The sequence below is a fragment of the Halomonas jincaotanensis genome (assembly GCF_018448785.1).
GTDB lineage: Bacteria > Pseudomonadota > Gammaproteobacteria > Pseudomonadales > Halomonadaceae > Halomonas > Halomonas jincaotanensis.
In genome coordinates this window covers 172,861-194,228 of the sequence record NZ_JAHCLU010000009.1, presented here as the reverse complement: position 1 = coordinate 194,228, position 21,368 = coordinate 172,861, and the positions used below count along the sequence as shown (strand labels likewise).

At 57.2% G+C, this 21,368-nt stretch carries 19 protein-coding genes; 2 read left to right on the top strand and 17 right to left on the bottom strand.

Features of this window, described 5'->3' with window-relative positions; genetic code table 11:
* Positions 1 to 241 precede the first annotated feature (241 nt).
* Positions 242 to 2,263: a polysaccharide biosynthesis protein gene (locus tag KG088_RS10555; protein WP_319941420.1), complete on the bottom strand. Its 2,022-nt coding sequence runs from the start codon at positions 2,261 to 2,263 to the stop codon at positions 242 to 244.
* Positions 2,264 to 2,488: 225 nt separating this feature from the next.
* Between KG088_RS10555 and KG088_RS10550 the strand changes: the two genes are divergently transcribed.
* The gene (locus tag KG088_RS10550; protein WP_213825483.1) at positions 2,489 to 3,133 is read left to right on the top strand and encodes a transposase; all 645 of its coding nucleotides are present in this window, start codon (positions 2,489 to 2,491) and stop codon (positions 3,131 to 3,133) included.
* A 43-nt stretch (positions 3,134 to 3,176) separates the two neighbouring features.
* Here the strand turns inward: KG088_RS10550 and KG088_RS10545 are convergent, their stop codons facing one another.
* The 12 genes from KG088_RS10545 to KG088_RS10490 form a co-directional block, all read right to left on the bottom strand.
* Positions 3,177 to 3,596, bottom strand: a complete 420-nt coding sequence (locus KG088_RS10545) for a DUF2384 domain-containing protein (protein ID WP_213825482.1) — start codon at positions 3,594 to 3,596, stop codon at positions 3,177 to 3,179.
* 318 nt (positions 3,597 to 3,914) lie between these two features.
* Complete coding sequence (locus KG088_RS10540; RefSeq protein WP_213825481.1) at positions 3,915 to 5,108, bottom strand: DegT/DnrJ/EryC1/StrS family aminotransferase; 1,194 nt, start codon at positions 5,106 to 5,108, stop codon at positions 3,915 to 3,917.
* A 26-nt stretch (positions 5,109 to 5,134) separates the two neighbouring features.
* Positions 5,135 to 5,773, bottom strand: coding sequence for an acetyltransferase (locus KG088_RS10535; RefSeq protein WP_213825480.1), 639 nt, complete (start codon positions 5,771 to 5,773; stop codon positions 5,135 to 5,137).
* Positions 5,766 to 6,365 (bottom strand): sugar transferase, encoded by a 600-nt coding sequence (locus KG088_RS10530; protein WP_213825479.1) that lies wholly within the window; start codon positions 6,363 to 6,365, stop codon positions 5,766 to 5,768. Before KG088_RS10530 ends, KG088_RS10535 begins: the two co-directional genes overlap by 8 nt.
* Complete coding sequence (locus KG088_RS10525; protein ID WP_213825478.1) at positions 6,362 to 7,594, bottom strand: glycosyltransferase; 1,233 nt, start codon at positions 7,592 to 7,594, stop codon at positions 6,362 to 6,364. Before KG088_RS10525 ends, KG088_RS10530 begins: the two co-directional genes overlap by 4 nt.
* On the bottom strand, positions 7,594 to 8,739 hold the full coding sequence (wecB, locus tag KG088_RS10520) for a non-hydrolyzing UDP-N-acetylglucosamine 2-epimerase (RefSeq protein ID WP_213825477.1): 1,146 nt from the start codon (positions 8,737 to 8,739) through the stop codon (positions 7,594 to 7,596). Before wecB ends, KG088_RS10525 begins: the two co-directional genes overlap by 1 nt.
* Complete coding sequence (locus tag KG088_RS10515; protein ID WP_213825476.1) at positions 8,736 to 9,890, bottom strand: polysaccharide biosynthesis C-terminal domain-containing protein; 1,155 nt, start codon at positions 9,888 to 9,890, stop codon at positions 8,736 to 8,738. The genes wecB and KG088_RS10515 overlap by 4 nt, the downstream gene beginning before the upstream one ends.
* 43 nt (positions 9,891 to 9,933) lie before the next feature.
* Positions 9,934 to 10,944, bottom strand: coding sequence for an SDR family NAD(P)-dependent oxidoreductase (locus tag KG088_RS10510; protein ID WP_213825475.1), 1,011 nt, complete (start codon positions 10,942 to 10,944; stop codon positions 9,934 to 9,936).
* On the bottom strand, positions 10,944 to 12,077 hold the full coding sequence (locus KG088_RS10505) for a hypothetical protein (protein WP_213825474.1): 1,134 nt from the start codon (positions 12,075 to 12,077) through the stop codon (positions 10,944 to 10,946). The genes KG088_RS10510 and KG088_RS10505 overlap by 1 nt, the downstream gene beginning before the upstream one ends.
* 69 nt (positions 12,078 to 12,146) lie before the next feature.
* Entirely contained in the window at positions 12,147 to 13,391 is a 1,245-nt protein-coding gene (locus KG088_RS10500) for a hypothetical protein (protein WP_213825473.1), read from the bottom strand.
* A gap of 127 nt (positions 13,392 to 13,518) precedes the next feature.
* Positions 13,519 to 14,811: a glycosyltransferase family protein gene (locus KG088_RS10495; protein ID WP_213825472.1), complete on the bottom strand. Its 1,293-nt coding sequence runs from the start codon at positions 14,809 to 14,811 to the stop codon at positions 13,519 to 13,521.
* A 198-nt stretch (positions 14,812 to 15,009) separates the two neighbouring features.
* Positions 15,010 to 16,287, bottom strand: coding sequence for an oligosaccharide flippase family protein (locus tag KG088_RS10490; RefSeq protein ID WP_213825471.1), 1,278 nt, complete (start codon positions 16,285 to 16,287; stop codon positions 15,010 to 15,012).
* 702 nt (positions 16,288 to 16,989) lie between these two features.
* Here KG088_RS10490 and KG088_RS10485 point away from each other — a divergent pair.
* Positions 16,990 to 17,136, top strand: coding sequence for a hypothetical protein (locus tag KG088_RS10485; RefSeq protein ID WP_213825470.1), 147 nt, complete (start codon positions 16,990 to 16,992; stop codon positions 17,134 to 17,136).
* 339 nt (positions 17,137 to 17,475) lie between these two features.
* Here KG088_RS10485 and KG088_RS10480 read toward each other — a convergent pair whose 3' ends face one another.
* Genes KG088_RS10480 through KG088_RS10470 form a run of 4 tightly spaced genes read right to left on the bottom strand, consistent with a single transcriptional unit; the run spans position 17,476 to position 21,305 of the window.
* Entirely contained in the window at positions 17,476 to 18,486 is a 1,011-nt protein-coding gene (locus tag KG088_RS10480; RefSeq protein WP_319941419.1) for an MBL fold metallo-hydrolase, read from the bottom strand.
* Positions 18,428 to 18,922 (bottom strand): MBL fold metallo-hydrolase, encoded by a 495-nt coding sequence (locus KG088_RS19950; protein ID WP_319941418.1) that lies wholly within the window; start codon positions 18,920 to 18,922, stop codon positions 18,428 to 18,430. Before KG088_RS19950 ends, KG088_RS10480 begins: the two co-directional genes overlap by 59 nt.
* A 44-nt stretch (positions 18,923 to 18,966) precedes the next feature.
* Complete coding sequence (locus tag KG088_RS10475; RefSeq protein ID WP_213825469.1) at positions 18,967 to 20,268, bottom strand: lipopolysaccharide biosynthesis protein; 1,302 nt, start codon at positions 20,266 to 20,268, stop codon at positions 18,967 to 18,969.
* A 14-nt stretch (positions 20,269 to 20,282) separates the two neighbouring features.
* Complete coding sequence (locus KG088_RS10470) at positions 20,283 to 21,305, bottom strand: NAD-dependent epimerase (protein WP_213825468.1); 1,023 nt, start codon at positions 21,303 to 21,305, stop codon at positions 20,283 to 20,285.
* Between the last annotated feature and the right edge of the window lie 63 nt (positions 21,306 to 21,368).

Below are 21,368 nucleotides of genomic sequence, written 5' to 3'. Positions count from 1 at the left end.
TGATCGCCCCTGTTGCCGGCTTTACCTATTGGGCGGCTCACAACGCCAACAAGGAGTTGGACAGAAAATAACACCTCGTTGATCTGAACTGGAAACCCCGCCATTGATGGCGGGGTTTTTGATTTTCCTGCCCCAGCGAGACGACAGCGACGCCGCAGCCACCCGGCCCCAAACGACAGGCACCCGGCGCGGAAGAACCGGCCGGGTGCCTGAGGCGATCAGAAAGGGAGGGGAAGCGGCGTCAGTCGGCCACGGGTTGCAGGGCGGTGATCTTCTTCGGCGCGGCGGTGGGCTGCGCGGCGGTGGGCTGCGCGGCGGTGGGCTGCGTCAGGACAGCCTGGCGGCACTCCCACAGCAGGTCGACGAGGCCGCCGGTGGGGTGATAGCCGGTGGGCGCTTCCAGCAGCAGCGCACGCAGCGCCGGGTAGTCGAAACGCCGGCAAGCCTCCAGCAGCGCGTTCAGCAGCTGGCGCATCTCGGGCCAGGCCATCGCCACCTCATTGGCGGTCATGATCCGCGGGTGGCGGGTCTCGCCTGGGTCCTCGCCGATCAACAACTCCTCATAGAGTTTCTCACCGGGACGCAGACCGGTGAAGACGATCTCGATATCGCCCCGTCGGGCAGCGCCCGCGCCTTCCAGTCGCTCGTCGCGCTGGGCCAAAGACGGCTCCAGGCCCGAGAGGCGAACCATATGGCCGGCCAGCTCGGCGATCTTCACCGGCTCGCCCATGTCGAGCACGAATACATCGCCGCCGCGAGCCATGGCCCCGGCCTGGATCACCAGCTGAGCGGCCTCGGGGATGGTCATGAAGTAGCGGGTGATGTCCGGGTGGGTGACGGTGATCGGCCCGCCCGCCTCGATCTGGCGGCGAAACAGCGGCACCACCGAGCCGCTGGAGCCCAGCACGTTGCCGAAGCGCACCATCGAGAACAGCGTGGCCTGCTGTTCGGCGCCCAGCGCCTGACACACCAGCTCGGCCAGCCGCTTGCTGGCGCCCATCACGTTGGTGGGGCGCACCGCCTTGTCGGTGGAGATCAGCACGAAGGCCTCGACCCCGCTGGCGATCGCCGCCTCGGCGCAGGCCCGGGTGCCTAGCACGTTGTTGCGCAGCCCCTCGACCACGTTGTGTTCCACCATGGGCACATGCTTGTAGGCCGCGGCGTGGTAGACCGTCTGCACGCCGAAGAGGGTCATCACCGCCTCGAGGCGCGACTGATGCTGCACCGAGCCGAGCAACGCGCGCACCGGCACCTCGAGGCCCTCGGCGGCGGCGATCGCCAGCAGCTCCTGCTCCACGCGGTAAAGGTTGTATTCCGAGACCTCCAGCAGGATCAGCTGCCGCGGCGCCTGGCGCAGGATCTGCCGGCACAGCTCGCTGCCGATGGAGCCCCCGGCGCCGGTCACCATCACCACCTTGCCGCGCAGGTTGGCGCCCATCAGGGCGGCATCCGGCGGCACCGGGTCGCGCCCCAGCAGGTCCTCCACCGCCACGTCGCGGATCTCGTTGATCTTCGCCCGCCCCTCGACCACATCGGCCATGCCGGGAATGCTCTGCACCGGCACGCTGAGCGTCTCCAGGGTCGCGAGGATCTCGCGGCGCCGCGCCCGGCTGGTGCTGGGAATGGCCAGCAGCACCTTCTCGATGCCGTAGTCCTCGATCAGCCGCGCAATCGCCCGCGGCGGATACACCTTCAGGCCCTGGATCAGCGCCCGCTGCAGCCCTTCGGCATCGTCGACGAAGGCGATCGGCTCATGCTCCTGGCCCTGGCGCAGCGACACCACCAGCTGGCGGCCCGCCGAGCCGGCACCGTAGATCAGCACCCGCGTCTTGTGGCGCATCTGTCCCTTCAGGTAGATCGCCCGCAGGCCGAAGCGCACCCCGCCGATGGTCAGCATCGCCAGCATGGCGTAGATAAAGGGCACCGAGCGCGGCACCGGCAGCTGGAACAGGTAGTTGGTCACCATCAGCGCCAGCGCCGACCCCACCACCCCCGCGACCACCGCCTGCAACGCCTTCTGATTCATGTAGCGGATCACCGCGCGATAGAAGCCCAGGCGAATGAAGATCACCAGGCTCACCGGAATCATCACCGGCAGCACCCACCACACCGCGGGGCGTTCCACGAAGGCCCAGCTGTCCGTGCGCAGCAGCATCGCCATGGCGAAGCTGAAGGTGATCAGCACCACATCCGCCAGCAGCTGCAACAGGCGCTTCCGGCGACGCGGCAGTCGGAACAGGGGTTGTAGAAACGTCGTCAGCACAGAGGGAATCCTCTCATCCTTGGTGGGTGAGATTAATCAATAAAAAAATGAGGGTAACATAATGTACCGTTTTCTTTATTCTTATAATCGAAAGAAAACGACCACGGGCCGTGTAAGCTCTGGCTTACAACGCGGGGTCAGACCCCAAAGTTGGCTGTGGGGTCTGACCCCAAGATGGGATGAGGCGTCTACGCTGTATATATTTCCACTACCAGGGAGTGACCGATGCCCCGCCCTCCTCGCCTGTTACTGCCCGAGACACCGCTGCACCTCATCCAGCGCGGCAACAATCGCGGCGCCTGTTTTGTCTATCGCAGCGATGCGCTGAAGTACCTGGAGCTGCTCGACGAGGCGCGTCGCGAGTGCAGCGTCGACATCCATGCCTATGTGCTGATGACCAACCATGTGCACCTGCTGGCCACGCCGCGCGAGCAGCCCGAAGGCATCAGCATGATGATGAAGGCGCTTGGCCAGCGCTATGCCCAGTACTTCAACCGCCGCCACCAGCGCACCGGTGGGCTCTTCGAGGGGCGCTACCGCGCCAGCCTGGTGGCGGAGGAGCGCTACCTGTTTGCCTGCTACCGCTATATCGAGCTCAATCCGGTACGGGCGGGAATGGTCGAGGCCCCCGGCGACTATCCGTGGTCGAGCTACCATGCCAACGCCCATGGCAGCGCCACACCGCTGGTCACCCCGCACCCGGTCTACGTCGCCCTGGGCGGATCAGCAGCCAAGCGCCAGCGGCACTACCTGGAACTGTTCTACAGCGAGCTCCCGGAGAGCCAAGTCGACGAGATCCGTCAGCAGATGCGCCGCAACCGCCCCCTCGGGCAGGTGCCCGCATCGGCGGCCTCCGGGTCAGGCCCCTAAATCCGCTTAAGGGTCTGACCCCAGAGGGGCTACAGCCTAACCTTCACCAGGCTGCTGCTCCCTTCAGGGACTGAAGGTAACGTACTAGATCCTGAGTTCGCCCATCGCTGACCAGCTGCTCCGGCGTCAGATAATCGAAGGTGCTGATGGGCTCGTTACGAAACCAGAAAAGGGCATGCCGAAAGTCCCCGTTGATGTCCGTGGCGGCACGCAGCACCTGCAACGCGTCACGCAAAAAGCTTTGCAGCTTCTCGGTCCCTTGGGCACGTGAGAGGGTGACTCGATGCACATGGGCATCTGCAGACAGAACTTGCAGATCCATGCTCAATGCGCGAGCGAACAATTTGGGGTCGATGATCGGCTTGCCCGCTGCCGTTGCCGATCGCTTGAGATCCTCCACGAAACGTTCGTAGGTCGTGGGCGCCTGATATTCGTTCGGATCGATAAGGGCTTCGGAACTCACGCTGTGGCACCTCGCAGACAAGAGGGGGCGAAGAAGGCAGGTTACGTCATTGCTGCATTAATGCATCACTGCAGCATAGCCACCTGGACTCGAGGCGTCCACGGGCGACGGGGTCAGACCCCGGCCATGCCACCAATCCCGTCATGGCGCACTTTTCCAGCGGCATTCCTCGCCGCCGGGGTCTGACCCCAAAGGGGCGGGCCACCGAGATCAGCAACGAAAATGCTGCCATCGTCTTGGAAAATACGGGGATTCCCGAGAGCCTGACCCAAGAGGTTGCGACAGCGGGGGCTACGCCAGCGCATCCAAAGCCGCAATCTAAGCGGTTTGAGTAGCCTCCGCCATCACCTCTCGCAGCACCCGGCAGGTCTTGTCGATCTCGGCCTCGGTCAGCGTGGGATGGCACAGGAACATCAGGCTGGTCTCGCCCAGCTCACGGGCCACGGGCAGCGGCTTCTCAGGCCGCCAACCGGTTCCGTCAAACGCCTTCTCGAGATACACCTCGGAGCACGAGCCCGAGAAGCACGGCACGCCGCGCGCCACAATCTCGGCCTGAATGCGGTCGCGATCCCAGCCTTCCGCCAGCTGCTGCGGCGCGACGAACACATAGCATTTATAAGCAGCGTGATCGATATGCGCGGGGATCGGCGGCACACGCAGCCCGGGGCATTCGCTGGCCGCCTGCCAGATGCGCTGGGCGTTGGCCTGACGGGCGGCCTTCCATGCGGGCATGCGGGTCAGCTGGATGCGCCCGATGGCGGCCTGCATCTCGGTCAGCCGCCAGTTGGTGCCGAAGCTCTCGTGCAGCCAGCGGAAGCCCGGCGGATGCTCGCGCTCGTAGACGGCCTCATAGCTCTTGCCGTGGTCCTTGTAGGCCCACATGCGCCGCCACAGGGCCTCGTCGTTGGTGGTGGCCATGCCGCCCTCGCCGCCGGTGGTCATGATCTTGTCCTGGCAGAACGACCAGCAGCCCACATGGCCGATGGCGCCCACGCTCTTGCCGTGATACGTCGCGCCATGCGCCTGGGCGCAATCCTCGATCACGTAGAGGCCGTGCCGCTCGGCCAGCGCCATCAGTTCTTCCATCTCACACGGCCAGCCGGCCAGGTGCACGGCGATGATCGCCGTGGTGCGCGGGCTAATCTTGTCCGCCACTGCCTTGGCCGAAAGATTCTGCGAATCGCGGTCCACATCGGCGAACACCGGCACCGCCCCGGCGGTGACGATGCTCGACACCGAGGCCAGGAAGGTGCGCGAGGTGACGATGACCTCATCCGCCGGGCCGTCATGACAGCCGACGCCCAGCCCCTTCAGCGCCAGGTCCAGCGCCGTGGTGCCGTTGGAAACGGCAATCGCGTAGTCGGTTTCGGCGAACTGCGCGAACTCGCGCTCGAACTCGCGGCCCTCCTGGCCGGTCCAGTAGTTCACCTGGTTGGAGAGCAGCACGCGCTGCACTGCCTGGGCCTCTTCCTCGGTAAAGGAGGGCCAGGGAGAGAAAGGTCCGTTAAGCATGTGAACTCATAAATAATGGTAAAAGTTTAAACTTCAAAATACTTTAAAACCTTTGCAGGATTACCAACAACAATAGCGTTCTTTTCTGTACTTTTAGTCAAAATACCTCCCATACCCAGCATACTACCGGATGCCAACGTCACGCCTTGGCGCACTGCTGCGGAGGTACCGATCTCAGAGCATTCTTGCATATGAACGTTACCCGAAATTGCGACTAGGGGGGCAATAGTGCAAAAATCATCCAGCTTGGTTTCGTGCCCGATAGTACAGTTCAGGTTAACTATACAATGCTCACCAATCTCAATTTCGACAGTCGCGATGGTACCAGCACAGATTATTGTGCCCTTGCCTAAGTTCGCGTGCCCTTCAGACATAACCGCCAAAGGATCTACCAGAGTAGCGAAATCAGGCTCACCTCTAACGGCCATTTTCTCGGCTATTTTCTTGCGAATCCGCGGATTCCCAACAGCAATAACAAACTGGCAACCGCTAAAAACATACCAACTTTCCACCTCTCCTAATACCGGCGCGCCATGGAATGATTCGCCACGAACTTCGGCATTATCGTCCAGAAAGCCCTTTACCTCGATGCCTAAACGTTCGGCCAACCAGTAGACTTCTTTACCGAAGCCACTAAAGCCAACAATAATAAGTGGTTTATTCATCTTTACTTCCTTCAAAACGTGTCATCGTCGCCTGCCCATCCGCCGAGATGCCATCACGTACCAGCACCTTCTTGACGGTCAGCCACAGGATCTTGAGATCCAGCCACAAAGAGCGGTTATCGACGTACCACACATCCAGCTTGAATTTCTCTTCCCAGCTCAGCGCATTGCGACCATTGACCTGGGCCCAGCCAGTTACCCCGGGGCGCACCTCGTGGCGGCGATACTGTTCTGTGCTATAGAGCGGCAAATATTCCATCAGCAACGGCCGTGGCCCTACCAGGCTCATGTCGCCCTTGAGCACGTTCCATAGCTCCGGCAGCTCATCCAGGCTGGTCGCGCGCAGGATATGCCCCAATCGGGTCATGCGCTGATCATCTGGCAGCGGGTTGCCTTCGGCATCGATGGCATCGCGCATGGTGCGGAACTTGACCATCTCGAATGGCTTGCCGTGCAGACCGGGGCGGGTTTGACGAAATAGCACCGGCGAGCCCAGCTTTCTACGAACCAGCAGAGCAACGATAAGCAATAAGGGTGAAAGCGGTAGCAGCGCAAAGAAGGAAGCAATAATATCGAAAATGCGTTTCATCATTCAGCTCTACCGCGATAATAAGGGCTTTCTGAATGAACTGCGTCAGCACCGCTGATGAGGTCCATTTCCATAATTCTGCAAAGGCGCTCGATGAAGTAGCCAAACTTCAAGCGTTCCATCAGGGAATGCCGGTCGATTCCTCCTGACATTTCGGCGACCTCTACCGCGTGGCCTCCCTCCATTTCCAAGAAGGCAGCAATAACACTTTCTTTGTCTGGCTCAGCTGCAAGCCCAACCTCATGCTCTTCCACCCAGCGAGCCACACTTGTTCCCCTGCCGCAGATGGCAAGGATCCGGCAACCGGCCAGCACATAGCCTGACGACTTGCTGGGAAAGGCGTAGCGGGTGACTTCGTCATCGATGGGCAGCAACGCCCAGCGATGGCGATTGACCAGAGCTGTAGCTTCAGGAGCGGGTACCATGCCGTGATAGGTGACGGCCTCGAACTCCTCGGCCAGCGCTTCGATCTGTGGGGCGTAAACGCCTGCGCCGGCGAAGGTAAATGTCAGGCCGCCACCCTGCCGCAGGTAGTCACCAATCGCCCCCAGTAACAGCGGAATGCGCTGCAGGCGCCCGGCATTGCCGCAGAATACTACGTCTCCTTCACGGCTGACGCCTTCACTCTCCTCTACCGGGAAGGACGGGTTGTCGAGCAGTTCGATCTCAGTCTTAGTGTTGGAACGCTGACGAATACAGTGGCGCATATCCTCCGATAGTGTAATCAGGCGTTCGGCATGGCGCATGGTGAGGCCATCCATCCAAGTGAGCACCTTGGAAAGCAAGGGATTCAGCCGCACCACAATATGAGCCGCTTCTGGATGGATATCCTGCAGGTGGTAGTAGTAGCGCGCACCAAACAACTTGCAGTAGAGCATCACGATGAAGGGCACCACCACCGGCGGGTTGGTGGAGACATACACCTTGGCCGGGCGGCACCTGATCAGGCTAATAAAAGCCCACGCCATGAAAATCAGCGCATCCAGGCTACGCTTGATCAGCCCGGTGGAAGAGTCGGAGCGGGAGCGGCAGTCCATAACCCTCGCGCCTCTGCCTCGCTCGGCCTGGTCCATGCGCTGGCCCAAGCGGCCATCCTCAGACTGAGTAATTATCGCGACCCGCTGCTCAACTGCACATTTTTCGGCTAGCTGCAGCAGGGCTTCACCGATCACCTGACTCTGGGGCCAGAAGCCGCGATTGACGATGACTAGGTCCGTCTTCTTCTTGAGCATTACCAGTCGTACCTGCTGAATTCGTCCATATTGCGCCAGCGATTGGCCAGCTTGGCAGTGCCGGTGATCAGCCTCACCACGCGCTCGGAGGTGTTGCGCACCTGATAGGCCTCGGGTGTCTCGCGCTCGGTGCCGGAAAACACCTCGCGTGAGGCGGTGGCGATACGCACGCCATCCAGCAGTCCTTCCTTGCCAAGGCCGGTCAACGCGATGGCGCCGGTATCCAACGCCTCGGGGCGCTCGATGGAACGGCGCAGCGTCACCGCGGGGAAGACGAGAATCGAGGCCTCTTCGCTGATGGTGCCGCTATCGGAGATGGCACAGTAGGCCTGCATCTGCAGGTGGTTGTAATCGAGAAAGCCGAACGGCTTGAGGAAGCGGATGCCCTCGCCTCCTTCGGCCATGCCCAGTTTTTCCAGACGGTTGCGGGTACGCGGGTGGGTGGAAACCACCACCGGGTAGCCGTAGTGCTGGTGCAGGGCCTGCAACGCCTCGACCACCTCGCGCAGGTTGTCGCGGTTATCCACGTTCTCTTCGCGGTGCACGCTGACGATAAAGTACTTGCCTGCCTCAAGACCCAGAATATCGAGAATCGATGACTGCTGGATACTGGGCAGCATATGCTCCAGCACTTCGCGCATGGGCGAGCCGGTCAGATAGATAAAGCGGTGCGAGAGCCCCTCGCTGATCAGGTGGCGCCGCGCATGCTCGGTGTAGACCAGGTTGAAGTCGGCCAGGTGATCGACCAGCTTGCGGTTGATTTCCTCCGGCACGTTGGCATCGAAGCTGCGGTTCCCTGCCTCCATATGGTAGGTGGGAATCTTCATGCGCTTGGCCATCAGCGTGGCGATGGCAGTGTTGGTATCGCCCAGCACCAGCACGGCGTCGGGCTTCTCCTCGAGCAGCACCTGCTCGGTCTTGATCAGGATCTCGCCCAGGCTACGCCCCAGCGACGAGGTATCCACGTTGAGGAAGTGATCCGGGCGGCGCACGCCCAGCTCCTCGAAGAAGACATCGTTGAGCTCGTAATCGTAGTTCTGCCCGGTGTGCACGATCCTGTGCTCCACCACCTGGTCCAGTGCGGCCATCACGCGGGAGAGGCGAATGATCTCCGGGCGCGTGCCCAGAATGGTCATGACTTTCATCGACTGGCTCGCTTATTGCCTGAATTAAGGTGGGTAACTTCAGGGTCCAACACCGGCTCGAAGCAGGTATCCGGCTGCGCCGGGTCGAAGATCTCGTGGCTCCAGAACATGGTAAGCAGCTCTTCGTCGCCGGTGTTGGTAATGCTGTGGGTGTGCAGGGTCGGCATGTCCACGTAGGCAGGGGCATCGCCGCTAACGTGAAACTCCTCGACCTGGTCATCCAGCAGGCGACGAATACGGATCACCGCCTGCCCCTTGACCACCAGGAAGCGCTCGACCTTGTGGAAGTGGTAGTGATTACCGCGCGTAATGCCGGGCTTGGTGGTGGAGAGAAACGCCTGGCCGCCGTTACGGTTCTTGACCCCCTCGAACAGCGCCCCGCGCTCGTCGCTGTGTAGCGTCAATACCTTGGGGTAGTAGCGGGGATAGAGGAACGAGCGCAGCGTGTTGAAGAGCTGCAGGTCGAAAGGAGCGCGCAGGTCGGGAATCACATTGCCGGTGTAGCTGCGGTGCATATCGATCAACTTGCCCGCAGCGCTGGCCACACTCGTGGTGCGCCCTTCAAGGCGCAGCTCGCCGGTTTGGCCACGCTCGTAGGCGGCGACGATCGCCGCGGCGATATCCTGGGCGTGCAGCAGCTCCAGCTGGCCGGTTCCGTTGATCGCCAGCTCTTCGCCTGCCGCCAACTGATGGCAGAAGGTGTGCACTGCCGAGTTGTAGTGGGGCCGCCCGCCTTCACCGAACACATGGGGCAGCACTAGCTCGGTGTAGCGGGCGCTCTGGCGCGCCGCCCACTGGTCAAAAACGCGATTCGCGGCCTGCTTGCCGCGGCCATAGGGCACGTCGCGGTCACGCTGAATGGTGTTGGCATAGAACAGATGCGGTGTAGCGGCAACGCGTTCAAGCGCACCGGCCAACCGCTCTGCGAGTTCGCGGTTGCCTTGCTCGACCCGCTCATCACTATCCCGGTTGATGCCGGCGCAGTGAATCACCCAGCCGGCGCCACCTAAGGCGGCCGCCAGCTTTTCATCGTCCTGAAAGGCGTGGCGATCCAGCGGCACGAGCTGGTCGCGGTAGGCCTCCACGGCGCGCAAATGCAGATGAACGTGCCGGCCAAGCAGTCCATTGGCTCCGGTGATAACGATCTTCATGAAATCTCCCTGGTGGAGTGGCGGGCGGTGTTTGATGGCAGAGTCAGCTATCCAGCGCGGTGCGAACTTCCGGCAGCGTCAGCAGCAGATCCTTGAGCTCCTGCTTGTTGAGCTGGTAGGTGTTGTGGGAGTGGTAGTCTTCGGTAGCGGCCTCCTCCACGTCCCCTTCGGTGAAGTACTTGGCATAGTTGAGGTCGCGATCGTCGAAGCTGACCCGGTAGTAGTCGCCCATATCCTCGGAACGGCGCAGCTCCTCATTGCTGGCCAGCGTTTCATAGAGCTTCTCGCCGTGGCGCATACCGATGATGCGAAGCTCGTTTTCCGCGTCGAACATCTCCAGCAGAGTCTCGGCCAGCAGCTTGACGGTGCAGGCCGGCGCCTTCTTGATGAAGATGTCACCCTGGCGAGCGTTCTCGAAGGCAAAGTTGACCAGCTCGATGGCATCCGGCAGTGAGAGCATGAAGCGCGTCATGCTAGCCTCCGTGATGGTCAGCGGCTTGCCTTCCTTGATCTGCTTGATAAACAGGGGAATGACAGAGCCACGGGAGCACATCACGTTGCCGTAGCGCACGCTCGACACAGTGGTCTCCCCTTCCCCCAGCTGGCGACTCGCCGCCTGAGCTGTCTTCTCCATCAGCGCCTTGGTCATGCCCATAGCGTTGACCGGCATCACCGCCTTGTCGGTGCTCAGGCACACCACGCTTTTCACGTTGTTTTCCACTGCGGAATCGATCACGTTCTGGCTACCGAGGATATTGGTCTTCACCGCCTCCAACGGGAAAAACTCACACGACGGCACCTGCTTCAGCGCCGCGGCGTGGAACACCAAATCAACTCCACGCATAGCCTTATCGACCGATTGACGGTCGCGAACGTCGCCGATGTAGAACTTCAGCTCGGGACGGCTATAGGCGATGCGCATCTCCTCCTGCTTGGCCTCGTCGCGGCTAAGAATACGAATTTCCTTGCAGCCATGGTCAAACAGGTAATTGGCCATGGTCTTGCCGAAGGAACCGGTGCCTCCGGTGATTAAAACTATTTTATCGGAAAGCATTATTTCTTGATTACCTTTTGAATAATACGATCTATAAGAGTCACGACGCCATAAACCAGGCTATGCTTCCAACTAAGGTTGGTGTGATATTTTGCCAGTTTATAGGAAACAGATCCGCCTTTTTTGCGCAACTCACGCTGGCCAATAAGATCATATAGGTGAATGTCGCACCCCGGAGCAGAGTGCACATAGTTGTCTTCATGCGGCCTATATGTAAGTCCGTAAGAAGAAATCCTTGGAGCTTTTATATCATTAGTTGTTAGAAAATAACGACAAGTTGATTGCTTACGGGTACCATATAAGTCAAGGCAAACATCTTCCCGATGGTGCGTCAGCCCAGTACGCTCAAAGAAAACGTCATAGCATGGAACCTCGTCCATAGTCCCAAAGCGGAATTCCTGTTTTCCTGAAATTAATGGAACTTGAAAATGCGGGGTCACAACCAGATTGTGCTGACCAACATCTGAGTAGTTTGAAGAGTAAGAGTCATAAGGGTAAAAAAAGGTTTTATCAGTATCCACTAGGTACTTCATATAGTATTTTTTCCAAGACGACTCCGGCCAACTGTATATTCTACTAGGCATATCAGGAGCCGCTTCCAAAAGAGTGCTATTCAGATCGTACCATTTCCTAAAATCTTGCCACATCCTACGAGTCCAGCACTGCCCCCAAGACTGAGCACTCTGTAGATAATAATTGTCAAAACCAGTTCTTTTCGGAACAAACGGCAGCATTGCCATTTCATTTATTGACGGAGAATAGAGGGAAATCCCTGCTACTTTGTCGTCATCCTGAACAAAACTGATAGATTTCAAGACATAGTCATAGAAACAATCTGAAACAACGATGTCGTCTTCCAAAACCACAACAGCATCGTACGTATCAGTTAAATCACCACAACTTAGTATGTGCTCACGCAACCCTAAACGCTGTGGAAAAGTTCTTACTTTTTTTTCTCCATACGGCCACTCTAATTTTCTAATCTCCGCACAGATCTTATCCTGAAAAGGAGATTTGTCAATACTGAAAACTAAATCAACAAGAACTCGGTATTTAGCTCTTTCCAAACTTTCAAATAGCCGAAGGATAGAGTGAATTCGACAATAACCAACCAAAACTATTGCAATTCTCATATATTCACCTTGGTAACAACCACGTGACAAAAAAAATGGAAAGTTCCAAAATATCTATTCATAAAAATACTAAACTCGACTTAATCTTTGCTTTTTTGAAATCAGCCAAAGAGCGAAGAAGGCAGCTGAGCACAAAATAGTAGAAGAAGAGACTGTAAAAAAATTTCCTACTGGAATAGAAAGCAAGAAAACAATCACGAAATAGAGCAAAGGAAGTGAAAAAGCATTAAATCTTGATAATACGTTTTGCTCTAAACGTATGGAACCGAAAAATAAAAGGAAAACAATTACCGTTGAAAATATACCGAAATATGAAATAATGATCACTACATCAGGCACCCATACAAACTGACAGACATGAAAGTCGCATATAACATCTCTTACTCCTCTTTCGTTACCTTTAATAAAATTAAAATACAAAGGGATCAGAGAGTGGGCCAGCCCACCTTCTAAAACCATTTTCAGGAAATGAGACATAAAAAACATGCCCATTGAAAAATATATGGACATCACATACAAGGCATACTCAAAATAAAAATTCAAGCCATAGGGTTCAAAACAAAAATTTAGGTTGCATGCTTTGCTGAAGTATAATGAAGCATCTTCATATCGACGGATTGTATTGAGGATAAATAACGCTGGCAACATAAAAACTAACAGGACTGATGCGACAGCAAGAACTGACCTACGAAGAGAGTTCATACTCTGAAAATAACCTACCGATAAAGTAAAAAAAACAAAGGCCACAAAAATTTCAAAAATCTCAAAAAAAGTTCCTCTGGCCAAGCCAATAAAGAGATAAGGCAACACACATAACACCAATATGGTTTTACTAAACTTCATATAGCGCTGCTGAAAAAAAAACGACATAGAAAGTACAAACAAAAATTTTACATAAGCTAAGGCGATTATAGCAGGCAACCTGTTTACAAAAGAGGTGTTTCGAATTCCTGCTTCACCAAAAAAATCTTGATAGCTTTGATATAAATTTATTCCCTTGAAAGACCCTACTACCACTTCAGGAATACTGCTCCCCGTATAAAAAGCGATTGCGTATTGCGCACAAACCCATTGCACAAAAATGCCCAAAACAATAATTTTATGGTCAAAAGGTTTTACTGAAGGCTGGAGAAACTTTTGAGATCGCCCTTTTAATAAAAATACGGGCGAAAAAAGCAAAACAAAAAAAACAAATCCAAAACCTTTAATATTCCAACCAATATCCGTGGGTGATATTATATGTAAAAATATGACAAAAACAAGCCAAACCGCTGATATTTTAAAAACAGACGAACTATATATATTTATCAACACATGACCTCTTCTAAATGATTTTAATTCTAAAAAATTAAAAAATAAATTATTAAATTATCAAGTTGAATAATTCAAATTATAAACAGGCATGATTGAGAGAAGATGAAGGGCGAAATAATGCGACAAATCAACTAACTGTGGCATCAAATAATACCAAATCTTCAAAAAGTTGTACATTATCTTCAAAGACTGGATTATGGTTGATTTGATCATTTTCAGTACAATTCTCAGCCAAAATATTATAAAGAGCCGAGTCGTAGGATTTCCTTGATGTTATGCAGCATGCTGTATCCTTCAAAAATTTCATTGAGGCTACTCTTTGCGGCCCTATGGCAAGTATAGGAGATCCAACACTCAGGTACTCACCAATTTTTGTTGATATTGACAGCCGGGTGCTTTCGATACATTTTCTATTAAAGGACTCAACATGAACTAATATATCAGCATCATTTAATTGAAATTTAACTCCATCAACATCCAGTGGTCCACAAAACTCAGCGGATCCAGATACATTTAGTGAATTTACAATTTTTTTATCTAATGACTGATGTGAAAAGACTTTAAGAACAACACTTCGACCGTTCTTCTCATTAAACTTCTTAATAGCCAATGCTAATTCGTGAAGCGTTTTCCATCGTTCAAAATGTAGCCCGCCTGCATACACCATAATGTAATCTTTTCTGGGCGTTTTTTTGAAGGATCTAACCTTCAAATCCTTGGGAGCATTAAAAATATTAATGCTATCCTTACCAAAGCGCTTTTTATACTCGTTGCGCATTTCTTTTGAAATAGTAACAAACACATCAGAGCTGACGACCGCTTTCTTCATATTTGAATATACTATATGCCGACGAAACCACCAAAAGGGAGATATTCTACGTCTCGGTAGTACATAATCATCGGTGACATAAACAACCCTTATTGAACTTGGCGTTAAAGAGGAAATAATGTCATAGACACGGTATGCAAAAACTGAGTCACCAGCGCAAAAAAAAACAACATCAGGATTAAACATTGTAACCCATTCTACCAGCCCAACGTGTTTCCAATTTGCAAGTTTCCAGACTAGTTCGCGAACGATACGGGAAACTTCGAAGTCTCTAATTGAGCGCATATCCACAATAGGCTTACTATATGGAACCCCTTCAAAATCGCTTGTGCGCAGTAAAGCTTCGCCCCCTGCCCTTCTACTACTAGGTCTAGATAATATGCTTTTTAAAACATCAGAATCAGATATTCGGTAGTAGCTAGATGCAAGGCCCTTTTCCGGAACCTCGGAGCTGAAGTATAATTGTGCCACACACTCTTTCGGGACACTTTTGAAAATAGACAACAAAGTTTTCCCGTTATTATTTTGTGTAGAAAGCACATTATTGCTTACTATAAGAACACGCTTTTTGGCTGGACGTGGCTTCGACATCTTTAGATTACCAATCGAATAAAAACACAGGAGTAACACAGCAATTTTTCGATTAAAAATGACAAAATTGCATATTTAAATATTTTAAGGGTTTATTGCCTTGAATACTCAAGAGAGCTCAATATATCAACGCTCTTATCGTGTTTACCATTAAAAAACTGTGGGCTACATGTATAAAAGCCCGTAAAATCAACTAACCTAGGTTCTAGAAATAACATAAACAGTCAAAAAAACATAAATAGCCACATTAGCCAAGCTGAAAAATGCCACTGCTGAAATTGCAGAAGCAAAAAAAGCGTAGCCAATAAATATGGCCGCACCACGAATCGCCAGTGCCAAAACCTCAAATATTAAGAATTGCTTCTGCAACCCCAAGACAGGTATAGTTGAAATTATCGGCCTAGAAACCATAACCACCAATAACCAAACCGCCATCCACTGCGAATAACTCCCGGACATCTCCCACGTAGAGCCAAAAATAAAGCTAAACATAACCGGTCCTGTAAACACGATTATAAGGTAGGGAAAAACACCAATAACCAACAACGATATACAAGCCTTCAAGATTATAGATTTCCCATTTTTTCCGTCGTGAAGGGTTTCAACAAATTTGGGGTAGAACACATCTGCCACTGACTGCCCTATCAATTGCGATGGCACAACTAATGCCATCTTAGCCAATGCATAAAAGCCTGCCGCTGCGGGACCAAAAAAACTCGCCAGCATCAGCACCGGCATGCTCTCAGATGCTGCGTTCAACATAATCTGTGGTGTGCGGTAGTAAGCAAAATCTCTGTGCCGCCAGGCTAGCGCTCTCCCCGGGCTGTCTGTATCTTTTGACTGCTTAGCCACCTCCATCTGACCGTCCGAGCTCTTACGAACTGCTGCCCAAAGCATCAAGGCATGCAGCGCACTGCCCAATGTCGCCAGAACGATCAGCACAGCAGACAGCGGTGAGAACAGCCCGATCCCCGCCTTGGCACTGTTAATCCAAAGAGCCTGTAGCACCGCGACTTTGGCCTTGAGCTTGAAAAGCTTCTTACGGATTACCCATTGACTCATCACTGCCATGGCCGCCGAGAACAGCATCGCCAACGGCAGCAGCAGGATGAAGGGTTCGACGGCCTGGAGGTTGAAGGTGTTGACGATGGGCGCCTTGAACAGCATCAGGATCAGGCTTACCAGCAGAGACATGGCTACTGCGATGCCGATCGACAGCTCGGCCAAACCTACCGCATCGACATCTCGCTTCGGCAGAACAATTGCGATGGGATAGCTTAGGGCCGCTACCGGTGCCAAAACCACTAGAATAGATGTAAAGGTTCCCAATACACCGAAAGCCTCAGGACTATACAACCGGGTGATGATGGGTGTGAAAGCCAACGTGATGGCCTGTGCGCCGGCGGTGCCGCTTGCAACGATGGCCACATTGCGGGCGAACTTGCTTTGGGTAAGGCGTTGGGCATGAGCTAGCACGTGATTACCAGAAAGAAGGATTCAATTAAAATAGCTGTACGAGATTTGAAATATGTCGCTCTAAAGAGCGCTCCTACAGAACACCATTTGGCAAACTGGGGCCAACTGCTTCAGGTATACTGCAGATTTGATGTGGGTTTTACGATAATGGGATGCTACCGGGTCGGCCCGCTGCCACAGTTGGCCAGCAGGAGTTCTTTACGCAACGTCGCCACGGCATTGCTCAACAACACCCAAAGAACAACACCCAAAGTGCCCCTTTGGGGTCAGACCCCTGCCATGCCAACAGCCCCGTGATCGTGGGCTGCTCCGGCGGTTGTGTCCGCCGCTGGGGTCAGACCCCGGAGACTTTCGGCTTCGTGGGCTTCTTCGGCGATTGCACCCGCCGCTGGGGTCTGACCCCGGAGGCTTTTTTCGTAGCTGACCCCGGTGGCCCGCCCCGTTGGGGTCAGACCCCGGCCATCTCGACAGGCCTGTGATCGTGGGCTTCTTCGGCGGGTGTGTACGCCGCTGGGGTCTGACCCCGGAGGCTTGATGCTGAACTGGGTGGTCTGCCCCGTTGGGGTCAGACCCCGGCCATGCCAACAGGCCCGTGATCGTGGGCGTTCCCGGCGGGTGCGCCCGCCGCTGGGGTCTGACCCCGGAGACTTACGGCCAGCTTTTTTGGGGTCAGACCCCGGCCGTATCAACAGGCCCGTGATCGTGGGCTTTCCCGGCGGATGTGCCCGCCGCCGGGGTCTGACCCCGGAGGCAGCGCTGGGCTGGGTGCATCTCTTAGGTCAGACCCCGCTGGGTGCCAAGGCTATGGTGATGCATGTTGCCGGCAAGGTGCTCGCCGCCGGGGTCTGACCCGCGAGGCAGAGCTTAGGGGCTCTCATGTATCAGACCCAACTGGGTTGCCTGGTCGATGGTAATGCATGTTGCCGGTAACGTGCCCGCCGCTGGGGTCTGACCCGCGAGGCAGCGCTGGGCTGGGTGCATCTGTTAGGTCAGACCCCGCTGGGTGCCAAGGCTATGGTGATGCATGTTGCCGGCAATGTGCTCGCCGCCGGGGTCTGACCCGCGAGGCAGAGCTTGGGGGCTCTCTTGTATCAGACCCAGCTGAGTTGCCTGGCCGATGGTAATGCATGTTGCCGGTAACGTGCCCGCCGCTGGGGTCTGACCCCGGTGGCTTCCCGGGGACTTACGTTATGGCGCCTGGTCGGGCAGCACGATACGGATCTCGTGCCCTTCCCGGCTCGCCCAGGCTTCGATCTTGGCCTTGAGCGCTTGCTTGGCGTCGCGGTCGCCGTGCACCAGGCGGATCTCGCCGGGCGGGGTGGCCATGCCCTGGATGAAGCGCAGCAGGTCGGCCTGATCGGCGTGGGCCGAGTAGCCGCTGATGGTGTCGATGCGCGCGTGGATGTCGTAGCGCTGGCCGTCGAGGGTGACCCAGCCGCCGCCGCGGGGGCCGTAGCGCTGGATGTCGCGGCCGGGGGTGCCGGCGGCCTGGTAGCCGATGAACAGCACGTCGTGGCGCTCGTCGCCGAGCATGCGCTTGAGGTAGTTGACCACCCGCCCGCCGGCGGCCATGCCGCTGGCGGCGATCACCACCGCGGGGCGGTGGCTGCGCGCCAGGTAGTCGACGGTGCGTTCGTGCTCGGCGTGGCTGTCCACGGTGTAGAGGTTGTCGAAGGCCAGCGGGTGGCGGCCTTCACCGGCCCTGCCCTGCGCCTCGGCGTCCCACCATGGCTTGAGCTCGCGATACACCGCGGTGAAGCGCGCGGCCAGCGGCGAGTCGACGATGATTTCGAGCTCGCGCCAGCGGGCGTCCTCGGCGGCGTGGATCAGTTCCTCGAGCTCGTAGAGCAGCTCCTGGGTGCGGCCGATGCTGAACGCCGGCACGATTACCGTGCCGCCGTTGTCCAGCGCGCGGTCGATGGCGGCCTTGAGCCGCGCCTGGCGGGCGGTGCGGTCTTCGTGGCAGCGGTCGCCGTAGGTGCTCTCGAGTACCAGCACGTCGGCGCGTTCGGGGGGCGCCGGGGCCGGCAGCAGCGGCGCGTGGGGGGCGCCCAGGTCGCCGCTGAACACGGTGCGCTGTGCGCCGGCGACTTGCCCCGGGGTAGCGAATGCCTGGGTGTCGATGTCGCTACTTTCTTCCTCACTTTCTACCTCGACATAGGCCGAGCCGAGGATGTGGCCGGCGCGCTGCAGGCGCACGCGCACCCGGTGGCGGGCGTCGTCGACCAGGGTGTGCCACTGGCCGTAGTCGAGCGGCTCCAGGCGCCCTTCCACCTCGGCGAGGAAGCGCTCGATCGCCGGTGAAGCCGATCTTCAGGGCGTCCTCGATGACCAGCGGCAGCAGCCGCGCCGAGGGCACCGAGCAGAGGATCGGCCCCTGATAGCCGGCGGCCAGCAGATAGGGCAGCCGGCCGATGTGGTCGATGTGCACGTGGGTGACGAGCAGCGCCAGCACGTCGTCGACCGGGAAGGTCACGCGGTGCTGGGCGAGGCTGTCGTCGCCCTGGGCGTCCTCGCCCTGGAACAGGCCGCAGTCGACCAGCAGGGCGCGGTCGGCGGCGAGCTGCAGGCGATGGCAGCTGCCGGTGACGCCCTCGGCGCCACCGTGGTGGGTGATCGTGGGGTAAGCGTTCATGCGCAATCGGTATCGCGTTGGGTGGATCGGGATCGGGGCGGCGTTTACGGTTTGTGGAAAGTGAACCACGGCATGGGGTGGCTCTTGTGGGAGACGAACCAGGTGGCCAGGAAGCGTACGCCCATGGCGATGGCGAAGGCGGCGGCGGCGCCGTGCAGGCCGAAGATGGGGGTGAGCAGCATCATCAGCGCGATGTTGAACAGCCCCGAGCCGATGGTGGCCAGCGACAGCCGCCCGGTGCGCTTGGCGTAGAAGATGTAGTTGGTGACCATCAGGTACATGCCCTGGAAGGCCTGGCCGATGGCCAGCAGGCCGAGCACCGAGCCGGCCTCGGCGTAGCGTTCGCCGGCCATCCACACCACCACGTAGGGGCCGAGCAGGAAGGCCAGCAGCGCCATGAACGCGGCGAGCACGAAGTAGCCGTAGGTGCCCTTGACGATGCGCCGCTTCTGCGCCGGGTCGTCGCGCTTGAGGCGCTCGAACAGCCAGGGCACATAGGCCTTGTTGAAGGCGTCGAAGCAGATACCCATGGCCATGGCGAGCTGCACCGCCACCATGTACACGCCCGCCGCCTCCAGGCCCAGGTACTTGTTGACGAAGAATCGATCGACGGTGGTGAGCAGGAAGATGCCGCCCACATGGGGGATCAGCGGCACGCCGAAGGCCAGTGCATCCTTGATGTAGCGAGTGTGCCAGCCCAGCGAGACCAGGCCGTCGCGGTAGAGCAGCACTAGCCCGAGCAGGCCGATCAGCAGTGGAGCCACTAGCTGGCCGGTCATGCGCCCTTCGGGGCCCATGGATATGACGACCACCAGGTAGATCGACAACAGGGCGTTGATCAGGCTCATGCTGATCTGCATGGCGCCGAAGTGCAGCGGCTTCTTGCGCACCTGCCACTGGCCCAGTCGCAACCGCATCACGAAGTTGCCGGCCGCCACCAGCACGGCCATCAGCACCCAGAAGGTGGAGATGCCGAGGCTGGGGGCGATCCACGGACCCAGCGCGTAGAGCAAGCCGAGCACCAGCAGGCCGCTGACGGCGAGGATCTGCAGGCAGGCGCCGATGTACTTGGCCAGCTCCTCTTGGTTGATGTCGTCGTAGTACTTGCGGGTGGCCGCATTCATTGCGTTGAGGCCGACGAAGGCGGTCAGCGCGGCGATCAGCGTCTGGAACATCGCCACCTGCCCGTATTCCGACGGTTCCAAGTTGCGGGTCAGGATGGGCAGGATCAGAAACGGGATCGCCGCGTTGAGGATGTTGGAGAACAGGTAGATGAAGGCGCCGGAGAACAAGCCCTCTTTCCTGGCCGCGGCGGGCACCCGCACCCGTTGGATCAATCCCATCATCCGTGCCCCTTCGCTCAAGCCTGGTAGTAGTCGCGGTACCAGGCGACGAAGTTGGCCACGCCCTCCTTCACCGGCGTGGCGGGCTTGTAGCCCACGGCGCGTTCGAGCTCGCTGGAGTCGGCGTAGGTGTCGGGCACATCACCGGGCTGCAGCGGCAGCAGCTCTTTGATGGCCGGCTTGCCCAGCGCGTCCTCGATGGCCTCGATATAGGCGGAGAGCTTCACGGGGTCGTTATTGCCGATGTTGAAGATTCGGTACGGGGCGTTGCTGGTGGCCGGGTCGGGGCTGTCGCTGTTCCATTCGGGGTCGGGGGCAGCGATGTCGTCGCTGGCGCGGATCACCCCTTCGACGATGTCGTCGACGTAGGTGAAGTCGCGGGTGTGGTGTCCGTGGTTGAACACGGGTATCGGCTCGCCGGCCAGCGTCTTGCGGGTAAACAAGAACAGTGCCATGTCGGGCCGGCCCCAGGGGCCGTAGACGGTGAAGAAGCGCAGCCCGGTGGTGGGCAGCTTGAACAGGTGGCTGTAGCTGTGCGCCATCAGTTCGTTGGCCTTCTTGGTGGCGGCGTAGAACTGCAGCGGGTGGTTGACGCCTTCGTGCTCGGAGAACGGCATCTTGGTGTTGGCGCCGTAAACGCTGCTGGTGCTGGCGTAGGTCAGGTGCTCGACCCGGTGATGGCGGCACGCCTCGAGGAGGTTGGTGAAGGCCACCAGGTTGCTCTGCACGTAGGCGTGGGGGTTCTCCAGCGAGTAGCGCACGCCGGCCTGGGCGGCCAGGTGGATCACGCGCTCGGGGCGGTGCGCCTGGAAGGCGTCGTTGACGGCTTGCAGGTCGGCCAGGTCGGCGCGGATGAAGGTGTAGTCGGCACCGGTGCTTGCGGCGGTCTCGTCGAGCACGCGCAGGCGGGCTTCCTTGATGGCGGGGTCGTAGTAATCGTTGACCACGTCGAAGCCGATCACGCTGTCGCCGCGTTCGAGGAGGCGCTTGGCGGTGTGGAAGCCGATGAAGCCGGCGTTGCCTGTGACGAGAATCTTCATGGGTGCCTTCTGCTGGTTGTGTGCATACGTTCTTTTTGCGCTGTTGCGCTGCAGGCAGCGCTC

What these genes read in the sequence shown, in the direction of transcription:
- KG088_RS10525 (WP_213825478.1), bottom strand. Translation starts at nt 7,594, where the DNA reads ATGCTCAAGAAGAAGACGGACCTAGTCATCGTCAATCGCGGCTTCTGG.
- KG088_RS10505 (WP_213825474.1), bottom strand. Translation starts at nt 12,077, where the DNA reads ATGAGAATTGCAATAGTTTTGGTTGGTTATTGTCGAATTCACTCTATC.
- KG088_RS10475 (WP_213825469.1), bottom strand. Translation starts at nt 20,268, where the DNA reads ATGATGGGATTGATCCAACGGGTGCGGGTGCCCGCCGCGGCCAGGAAA.
- KG088_RS10550 (WP_213825483.1), top strand. Translation starts at nt 2,489, where the DNA reads ATGCCCCGCCCTCCTCGCCTGTTACTGCCCGAGACACCGCTGCACCTC.
- wecB (WP_213825477.1), bottom strand. Translation starts at nt 8,739, where the DNA reads ATGAAAGTCATGACCATTCTGGGCACGCGCCCGGAGATCATTCGCCTC.
- KG088_RS10495 (WP_213825472.1), bottom strand. Translation starts at nt 14,811, where the DNA reads ATGTCGAAGCCACGTCCAGCCAAAAAGCGTGTTCTTATAGTAAGCAAT.
- KG088_RS10535 (WP_213825480.1), bottom strand. Translation starts at nt 5,773, where the DNA reads ATGAATAAACCACTTATTATTGTTGGCTTTAGTGGCTTCGGTAAAGAA.
- KG088_RS10530 (WP_213825479.1), bottom strand. Translation starts at nt 6,365, where the DNA reads ATGATGAAACGCATTTTCGATATTATTGCTTCCTTCTTTGCGCTGCTA.
- KG088_RS10540 (WP_213825481.1), bottom strand. Translation starts at nt 5,108, where the DNA reads ATGCTTAACGGACCTTTCTCTCCCTGGCCCTCCTTTACCGAGGAAGAG.
- KG088_RS10515 (WP_213825476.1), bottom strand. Translation starts at nt 9,890, where the DNA reads ATGAAGATCGTTATCACCGGAGCCAATGGACTGCTTGGCCGGCACGTT.
- KG088_RS10510 (WP_213825475.1), bottom strand. Translation starts at nt 10,944, where the DNA reads ATGCTTTCCGATAAAATAGTTTTAATCACCGGAGGCACCGGTTCCTTC.
- KG088_RS19950 (WP_319941418.1), bottom strand. Translation starts at nt 18,922, where the DNA reads ATGAACGCTTACCCCACGATCACCCACCACGGTGGCGCCGAGGGCGTC.
- KG088_RS10470 (WP_213825468.1), bottom strand. Translation starts at nt 21,305, where the DNA reads ATGAAGATTCTCGTCACAGGCAACGCCGGCTTCATCGGCTTCCACACC.